The sequence below is a fragment of the Candidatus Accumulibacter vicinus genome, assembly GCF_000584955.1.
GTDB classification, from domain to species: domain Bacteria; phylum Pseudomonadota; class Gammaproteobacteria; order Burkholderiales; family Rhodocyclaceae; genus Accumulibacter; species Accumulibacter vicinus.
In genome coordinates, this window is the sequence record NZ_JDSS02000019.1 from 89,543 (window position 1) to 91,348 (window position 1,806).

2 pseudogenes are annotated in these 1,806 nt (G+C 57.3%); both read left to right on the forward strand.

Features of this window, described 5'->3' with window-relative positions:
• A pseudogene (locus tag CAPSK01_RS22120) lies at positions 1-125 on the forward strand (RHS repeat-associated core domain-containing protein); the annotation flags it as partial.
• Positions 126-951: 826 nt separating this feature from the next.
• Positions 952-1,665, forward strand: a pseudogene (gene istA, locus CAPSK01_RS06840) (IS21 family transposase); the annotation flags it as partial.
• Positions 1,666-1,806: the final 141 nt, after the last annotated feature.

Sequence of the window (1,806 nt, forward strand, 5' to 3'; positions counted from 1 at the left end):
TCAGGGATTACGATCCTTCCACCGGACGGTATGTGCAGAGCGATCCGATTGGGTTGGCGGGCGGCATCAATACTTACGGCTTTGTCAATGGGAATCCTGTCCGCTTTATTGACCCCTTTGGATTGGATGCTACTGACTGGAGCAACCGTACTGGCGGTAGAGATTTATCTAGTGGCCCGACAAACGGTAACTGGGGCGGCAAATGCTGGAGCGGTGGCGTGTATTCATGTGGACCAGGGCGGGGCCCTGGCAGTGCGCCCCCTACTGATAGCGGGGATATGTGCTACCAGAGCCACGACAACTGCTACGTAAAGTGCGGAAGTGATCGGCTGTGCGTTCGTCAGTGTGATCGCCAACTGCGCGGCGAACTGACAGCACTACCCAATGACCCGCGGCAATGGCCGATACCGCCACGGGCTGGAACTGAGGAAGATAGCCGAGACTATCGAGATCATGCTCTGAAATATTTTGGCGCCACAGAGGCCCTTGGCACCACGTATAACGAAATCCAGCGTGGGCCGTCACGCAGAATTCAGTAGTGCTCGGATCAGCAAGACCCCAATCGAATCAAAAAATGCTCTGGATCCTTGGGCTTATTGGGAGCTATGTGCTCGCAATAGGGTCGATCACATGGAAATCGGGTTATTGGTGGTCCTCCGTGTATTGGGAGGTCCTCGCAGGATTCGGTTTGACATGGATATTCCTTGCGGTCTTGGCCTGGAAGAACCGCCATGACTCGTCTTGGACTCTATTGATATTGATTCCCTCGTGCGTAGCTAATTTCTGGTGGTTGTTGAAGGGTGTAGCTGTGCTTGGATTGTGGACTTTGGGCGGCTTTGCCCCCTAACAGGTGAACGACAATTATCTTGTCCGGTTGCCACCTGAACCGGCCGGGTGCGAAAGCGAGGTTTACAGTGATCGATTTCAGCATGACGCTGAGATGGATGACGTATGGCCGGCAAACGCATTGGAGATCACCAGGTGGGAATTTACAAGACGCACAGAGCGAAACTGAGTCAAGAAGTGGCGGCGGCGAAAGTGGGCATCAGCGCGAGGTCCGCCCGACGGTTGGACGGTTTGACGGCTCTGCCCTCCCAACGAGAAGCCCGACCCTGGCGAACGCGGGCTGATCCATTTGAAGGCCTCTGGCAAAGCGAGATCGTGCCGATGCTGGAGGCCACGCCGGCCCTGACGGCGATGACGCTGCTGGAAGAAATGCAAAGGCGTTATCCCGGGAAGTACGCCGACACGCTGCTGCGCACCTTGCAGCGACGGGTACGCACGTGGAATGCGTGTTTCGGTCGAGAGCGTGAAGTGTTCTTTGCGCAGGTGCATCCGCCCGGTCGTTTGGGGCTCTCCGATTTTACGCACGCCGCGGTGTTGAACGTCACGATTGGCGGTGCGGTGTTGTTGCACTTGCTCTATCAGTTTGCCTTGGCCTACTCCGGCTGGCGCTACGTCGAAATCGTCCTCGGAGGTGAAAGCTTCGCGGCCCTGTCGTCGGGACTCCAGAACGCGATCTGGATGATGGGCGGCGTCCCGGAAGAGCATCGGACCGATAGTTTGGCGGCGGCCTTCAACAACCACGCCGAGCACGAACAGCTGACACGGCGCTACGAGGCCTTATGCACGCACTACGGCATGCGCCCGAGCCGCAACAACCTCACCACGGGGTCACCCATTAGCCGGCTCCTGTCAACAGGTTAAAAAAATCTCTCGCGATGCAGGCGATCCATTCGTGAACTACATCTCTCCTGGCGTCAGCCCGGCGCTCGCGCCCTGGTTTTCATTCTTGCGGTGTCAGAC